Origin of the sequence: Acinetobacter haemolyticus CIP 64.3 = MTCC 9819 (assembly GCF_000369065.1) — a bacterium.
Classification (GTDB): Bacteria; Pseudomonadota; Gammaproteobacteria; order Pseudomonadales; family Moraxellaceae; genus Acinetobacter; species Acinetobacter haemolyticus.
In genome coordinates this window covers 381,494-387,998 of the sequence record NZ_KB849800.1, presented here as the reverse complement: position 1 = coordinate 387,998, position 6,505 = coordinate 381,494, and the positions used below count along the sequence as shown (strand labels likewise).

The window sequence follows — 6,505 nt, the reverse complement described above, 5'->3', positions numbered from 1 at the left end:
TCTAAATGGCGTATGCCGCCATGAACCCGACTGGTGCATTGATCATAGATTTTTGATTTTTCTAAATGGCGTATGCCGCCATGAACCTAGGTGTAAATGCTCTTTAGGCATATATGGTTTTCTAAATGGCGTATGCCGCCATGAACACACAGCAATCGGTGCAGGTGCAATTGGTGCATTTCTAAATGGCGTATGCCGCCATGAACGGATTGTTAGGATTGTTATTGTTTGGATCGTTCTTTCTAAATGGCGTATGCCGCCATGAACAAGCAACTCATAGCTTATTTGATGCCCTAAGATTTCTAAATGGCGTATGCCGCCATGAACAAAATTCGACTTTCGGGGAGTCCACGCTTTCTTTTCTAAATGGCGTATGCCGCCATGAACAAAGCATTTCTCCAAAACCTTCATGACGAGAATTTCTAAATGGCGTATGCCGCCATGAACGCAGCTGTTGAGGGTGTTAAGTTATTACTTGATTTCTAAATGGCGTATGCCGCCATGAACTCATTAGTCGGCTTGATGCTTATTCTAATCTTTTTCTAAATGGCGTATGCCGCCATGAACTATAAAATTATAGTAAAAATATGAGTTACAACAAGTACTTATCATAGGTTTTAGCAATTTACCCAATCAAAAAACGACTTATTGTAACTTATTGATTTTATTAAGCTGTTAAAGAATAAAAAAAATATTGGGTCAAAATTCTGGAACTGTTGCCATTCGACTTAGCCCATACGTTCCAAATTTCCCATCTTTCGCCTCATCAGCAACAGACTTACCAATATATAAGCGATACGGTCGATCTATATTTTCCTCACGTTTAGCACTCAGACTTTTTAAACTAACATAAGGCTCAACCACAGGTTGCTCAACATATTGTTTAAAATGCTGCTTAGCTTCAGCCAAAGGAATATTATGACGCTGTGCTTGATGAGCAATGCGTTCCTCTATACTCATCTTCGGATTGACTCGATAATAGTGTGCATGACCAGTAACCTTGGCTTGCGGCACTTCACGCGGCTGAATGATGTGCACATAATCCATCAATCGTTCTAGCCACTGACCTAAATTAAGCTGTTGTAATTCATTTTCTGTATTAGCAAAAATACGAATTTTTGTACCCAAAAAACCAATTTTCTTTTGCTCATTCATACGATATTGAGGGAAAGATACGCCAAAGGATATTCTTCCCTGCTCATTACTATGTTCGGCAAAAGCAATATGAAGCTGGGTATAAACTTTTGACCAAATAAAATAAGGAGAAATTTCATCTTGATCAATTAGAGTAATTTCTTGATACCAATCCATCAATTACTCCTTGCCACTTTGACCAAATACTCCACCACGCACTAACACAGCCATCACATAATGTTCTTGTTCGGTATTCTCTAGTGATTCTCCCAACGCGTATTTATCAAATAAGCTGAAAAAATCTTTTTTATCTTTAGGAGTGCGATATGCTTTTCCTAGATTGGTTACTGCTCCATATGGTTCAATCGCAATTGCTGTTTTTTTATCATCAAATTCAGGATACCAAGTATCAATTGTACGTAGTGCATTACCAATTTTTTGAGAGTGCATTGCTGCAACATCATTTACATGATAAAGAATTTTACTTTTATCACCTTTGCCTTTATCCAAAACTAACTCTTCACTTGGATAAACTTCTTGTGCTTTTCCAACCAATGCATAAGCTTCAATTTTAATTAATAAATATGGTATTTCACCTCTTAAAGCTTGTGCAATTTGATTCGCCAAGTTTTGTACTTTTTCATCAACTTGATCAAAGTCATACAATGGATATTCCAAAGCATTAAATGTAACTGCTAGTTGATCGTTCACTGTGACAACAACTTCTACTTTTTCTGCTCCAACACGATTACGCCATAAGAAACGCGCATTGGCGATATTCAAAGCATAACGTTTTGCTAATTCTGTAAAACCATATTGTTGAATATAGTTTTTAGCAACTGACTGATAAGATTGTAGAAATATTTCATTGTTACAAGCTGATGGATTTTCGATACCCCCTAACACTTTTAAGGTGAACCCAACTTTTAAAGTGTCTTGGTATTCCCCCAAAGCACAGGCGTCTACAGTTTGTAAATTCGCTTTCTCAACTTCTGCATTCAGTTTTAATGGATCACTTGCAACGGCTGGTTTTAGTCGATTGGAAATTGTTCCCCGAACTGATTTTTGAATAAGTTTCAAAGCCGTTTGTTCTTCTCTATTTCCCCATGACGTTCCATAAAAATAGCCATCAGATGGAACAAGTTTCTTTTCAAATGCGAGTACACTTGCAACTACTTTTTCATTTTTAGCCATGATTTTTCCTTTTTTCAGTTTTTAAGTTAAGTTGTTGAAATGTTTTGACAAAGATACAAATTATTATCTGAATCAAAATGATATTTCCATAAAAGTTGATCAATATGTTCTATACGATACGGCATCACAAATTCACCCAAAGTGAGAACACTTTCAGCAAAACGATGAGGCGTACTGGCATCGCGTTGATTTTTTGCTTGTCCTAGTTCTGAGATTCCTTGAAAACCGACAGCAATCGGTACAAGCCAACCTTGAGCTTTACGCTTGGAGGTCCATGTCACTTTTTCATTCTCATCGACAGTAGAGCTATGAGTTACTTTCAAATAATCTAAAACTGCATCTAAAGCATCTCTACCCTGATTCATACTTTCAATAATAAGATCACGGCGCTCAATAAGCACATGTCCGAGCATGAGTTTATTTAAGATAGGTCTTAATTCTTTGTCCTGACTTTCTTCTTCGTCAAAATCAATAATTTGACACTTTTTAATTGCTAGAACATCCCCACTGGCAAATTTCATACTACCGACCAAATCAGAAACCATTTCCAAAAGGTTATCTCTTTTTTTTATGCTTAGATTTTCAATCTCGATTAAAAGAGAAACTTCTAAATGGCATCTTGCTTCTTCGATAAAAGCAGGTCTACTTCCATCTTTATCTAGCGGATTTGCAGTGCCTATAATTGAATGAACAAAATCCCCTTGCCCTTTATAAGTTTGTAAATTAAATTCATGGCAGCTCACTGCCACTCTAGTTAAAGCCACATCCAAAGCGTTAGCTTGTAGTTTACGTTGCAAGGCATGAACTGCTCCAAGCCAAGCGGTCATTGCAGGAAATCCAATGGTGTATGGACTACTCATCGCATTGGCATTATGGAGTTTTAAATGAGGAATCAATAGAAAATAACGCATTAAAAAAACTCCTTTGCTCGTTGTAATGATTTTTCTACCCCTTGTTTAACACCCAGCAGCTCTCCTGTTCCTAATATAAAAGCGTCACTAACGACTTTTTCATAACTGCGTAATATCCAACGAGCTATTTCTCTACTCAATTCATCACGCCAATCATTATCTTCATCCCTTGTCGTTTGATGAACTTTATCTAACCAAATACGTTGTAATTTAGGTAAGCTAGAGTAGTAGTCTTGATTTGACCACCCTTCAACTGCGTATTCTCGAGTTCGGAATGCTTGTAATAATATTTGGTCAATCACAAACTGAATAATATTTCGTATCGCATTACGAATATCAATGTTATTTAAATCAAGCTGCATAAATTTATGCAATTGAATAAAACTATCTTGATAATTTTTCCGGTATAGACACTGAACAAAAAAATCAGTTTTTGGGAGTCGAATTGTTCTTTTTTCTAATACAGGTGGGCTACTCGATAATAAATACGCCCGCCCCGCATTTTGGCTATTCAAAACACTGACATTTTGTGGTTTTGACCCTCCAAAACCAACTTGGGTAAGATCAAATAAATCACTATATCCACCCTCATAGTGTTGATTCTTTCTTTTGTACTCCTTTGCTTCTTTATTTGATACATTAAATCTAATTTGATCAATCCTTTTAACAAATTCAGTTATTAACGGTGATGATATAACCAAAGACAGTAAGTGATAATCGGCTTCATCTACAGGAAAATAAACTTGTTTAAGGGCGAATTCAAACATGAGGTGCGACAGTTTGAAAAGTCTTATGATAATCAACAAGCTGAGCAAATTTCTCTAATGGTGTAAGCCAATCTAACGCTTTTCTAGGACGAGTATTCAGTGACATGGCAACTTGATTTAAATAATGCTGATCTGCCTGATTTAAATCAATCCCTTTAGGTAAATATTGCCTAATTAAACCATTCATATTTTCGCATGTGCCTTTTTGCCAGGGTGAATGTGGGTCACAGAAATATACATCTATGCCTAAATCTTCTTCAAGTATTTTATGTTCTGCCATCTCGCGTCCACGGTCATAGGTCAACGTTTTACGCAGTTCTGCAGGTAAATATTTCAGAGCTTCAGTTAAAGCCTTGCGCACTGATTCTGCCTTTGCATCAGGTAATGTTGCCAAGATACAGAGCCGTGTATTTCGTTCAATAAGTGTTGCTATCGAACTTTTATTGTCTTTACCTTTAATTAAATCAGCTTCCCAATGACCCGGTATTTTTCTTTCTTGAACTTCGGCTGGGCGCTCATGAATAGTTTTAATATCCTGTAATATAGAATCTTTTTTAGGTTCACCGTTAGCTTTTCGCTTTTTATTTTCATGACGTAGACAGGATAATAAGTCTTTTTTCAACTCACCCTTGGGTAATGCTCGTATCGTTGAATAAATCGTTGTATGGCTTACATTCATTGTTTGATCCAAATCAGGAAATGTCTTTAAACGCTTTGCTATTTGCTGAGGAGACCATAAACAACGGATCGCTTCAACAATAAATTTCCAGAGGATTGAATCGATTTTGAGTTTTCTGTGACCACGTCTACGTCTAGCAAAAGTGTTATCAGAAGCATATCGAGCTTGATAAACGTCATTGATGCTATTTCTTTTAAGCTCACGATAGATCGTACTAGGATGTCTTTTAATAAGTTCAGCAAATTTTCTGGCTGAAAAGCCTTCTTTTCTTGACTCAAGCATTAATGCAGTACGATCTTCAAAGTTAAGATGATGGTATGACAATTTTATATACTCCATAAACCCTTTAAATTAATTAGGTGGTTTATGTCGCACTTCAAGTTTTACTCTGCCCTTTCTCAATCAGTTTATTGACGATAGCTTCATAGAAAATTTCAAGTTTTTGTGTTGGGGGGAGTGAACTTTCTACAAGTTCTAATAAGCGTTTCTCATCGATGTAATGTGTATGTGCTTCAGCAAGGACAGCCTTATATAAACCGTCACGCCCATCAAAATGATAATTAATGGCAGCCAAATCAACCTCAGCCGCTTTGGCAATTTGTTTATTGGAGGTTTGTGCAAAACCGTTTTGAGCAATTAACTGACCAGCGGCTTCCAGAATTTTTGATTTGGTTAGATCACCATCACTACGTCTAGCTCTCGACATCTTTTACTCTGAATCAAACGTTACCGTTTAAGTATAGCTTTTTTTATTAAATTGATATAGTTTAAATTTAAATTGAATTTAAACTTTGCTTTGCTCAAAAGGTTTTTCCATGAATAAGCGTATTATTGCGGGTGTGCTGCTATGCCTTGCTGTTGTTCTGGCGATTGCAATCTGGTTAATCAATAAAGATAAAAATACAGGGCATGAGCTAACCCTTTATGGGAATGTTGATATTCGTCAGGTATCTTTGGCTTTTGAACAGGCGGGTCGTATTCAAACTCTTTCTGTACAAGAGGGAGATAAAGTGAAAAAAGGTGAGGTATTGGCAACGCTTAAAACCGATGCCCTGAAAATTCAGCAACAACAGGCCGAAGCACAGCTTAATGTACAAAAACAGACCTTGATTGAACAAGATGCAGGTAATCGACCTGAACAAATTGCTCAGGCAAAAGCACAACTCGTTTCCGCACAGGCACAACTAGAAAAAGCCAATAAGGATTATCAGCGTTTACAAGTACTGAGCAACACCACGTCAGGGCAGGCAATCAGTAAGCAGGAGTTGGATTATGCCCAAAGTAATCAGGCCACTGCGGCTGCCGCAGTAAAAGAGCGTGAAGCAAATTTACAACTGTTGCAAAAAGGCGCACGCACAGAAGAGCGTGCTTCAGCCAAAGCCCAGTATCAGGCAACGCAGGCTAATCTGGATTTAATTCAGTATCAAATTTCCCAGAGTGAGTTACGTTCACCTGTCAATGCAGTGGTACGGGCAAGATTACAGGAAGTGGGCGATATGACCACAGCACAAAAAACTGTTTATACACTTGCCCTGAATGACCCAAAATGGGTACGGGTTTATGCCAATGAAAAAGATTTAAGCTTGATCAAAATGGGGGCAACAGCACAGGTGATTCGGGATGCTTTACCTGATCAACCGATTATGGGAAGAATTGGTTATATCTCATCGGTGGCTGAATTTACTCCAAAAACGGTACAAACTGAAGATATACGCACCACATTGGTCTATGAAGTTCGGGTGTATGTCGATGACCCCAATGATCAACTGAAAATGGGCCAGCCTGTAACAGTCAAAATTGCAAAGGCAAATTGAGTGAAA

5 protein-coding genes, 2 pseudogenes and 1 CRISPR repeat array are annotated in these 6,505 nt (G+C 37.6%); of the genes and pseudogenes, 1 reads left to right on the top strand and 6 read right to left on the bottom strand.

Annotated features, from left to right (window positions below):
* Positions 1–58: 58 nt before the first annotated feature.
* Positions 59–567: direct repeats of the CRISPR family, unit length 28 nt; unit sequence TTTCTAAATGGCGTATGCCGCCATGAAC.
* A gap of 132 nt (positions 568–699) precedes the next feature.
* The 6 genes and pseudogenes from cas6f to F927_RS04520 form a co-directional block, all read right to left on the bottom strand.
* Complete coding sequence (gene cas6f, locus F927_RS04545; RefSeq protein ID WP_005081865.1) at positions 700–1,311, bottom strand: type I-F CRISPR-associated endoribonuclease Cas6/Csy4; 612 nt, start codon at positions 1,309–1,311, stop codon at positions 700–702.
* A gap of 3 nt (positions 1,312–1,314) precedes the next feature.
* Positions 1,315–2,328 (bottom strand): type I-F CRISPR-associated protein Csy3, encoded by a 1,014-nt coding sequence (gene csy3, locus F927_RS04540; RefSeq protein WP_005081863.1) that lies wholly within the window; start codon positions 2,326–2,328, stop codon positions 1,315–1,317.
* A gap of 26 nt (positions 2,329–2,354) precedes the next feature.
* Positions 2,355–3,239 carry a type I-F CRISPR-associated protein Csy2 gene (gene csy2 / locus F927_RS04535; protein WP_005081860.1) on the bottom strand — a complete coding sequence of 295 codons (885 nt, stop codon included), beginning with the start codon at positions 3,237–3,239 and terminating at the stop codon, positions 2,355–2,357.
* Positions 3,239–3,991 (bottom strand): annotated as a pseudogene (locus F927_RS04530) (type I-F CRISPR-associated protein Csy1); the annotation flags it as partial. The gene csy2 and the pseudogene F927_RS04530, both read right to left, overlap by 1 nt.
* Positions 3,992–3,998: 7 nt before the next feature.
* On the bottom strand, positions 3,999–5,024 hold the full coding sequence (locus F927_RS04525; protein WP_010326927.1) for an IS30-like element ISAba125 family transposase: 1,026 nt from the start codon (positions 5,022–5,024) through the stop codon (positions 3,999–4,001).
* Positions 5,025–5,079: 55 nt separating this feature from the next.
* Positions 5,080–5,391 (bottom strand): annotated as a pseudogene (locus tag F927_RS04520) (TetR/AcrR family transcriptional regulator); the annotation flags it as partial.
* 109 nt (positions 5,392–5,500) lie between these two features.
* On the opposite strand from F927_RS04520, the gene F927_RS04515 reads away from it, so the two are divergent.
* A complete protein-coding gene (locus F927_RS04515; protein ID WP_005081854.1) occupies positions 5,501–6,499 on the top strand; it encodes an HlyD family secretion protein in 999 nt (332 codons plus the stop codon).
* Positions 6,500–6,505: the final 6 nt, after the last annotated feature.

Coding starts and splice junctions, on each gene's coding strand:
- cas6f (WP_005081865.1), bottom strand. CDS start 1,311: ATGGATTGGTATCAAGAAATTACTCTAATTGATCAAGATGAAATTTCT.
- csy3 (WP_005081863.1), bottom strand. CDS start 2,328: ATGGCTAAAAATGAAAAAGTAGTTGCAAGTGTACTCGCATTTGAAAAG.
- csy2 (WP_005081860.1), bottom strand. CDS start 3,239: ATGCGTTATTTTCTATTGATTCCTCATTTAAAACTCCATAATGCCAAT.
- F927_RS04525 (WP_010326927.1), bottom strand. CDS start 5,024: ATGGAGTATATAAAATTGTCATACCATCATCTTAACTTTGAAGATCGT.
- F927_RS04515 (WP_005081854.1), top strand. CDS start 5,501: ATGAATAAGCGTATTATTGCGGGTGTGCTGCTATGCCTTGCTGTTGTT.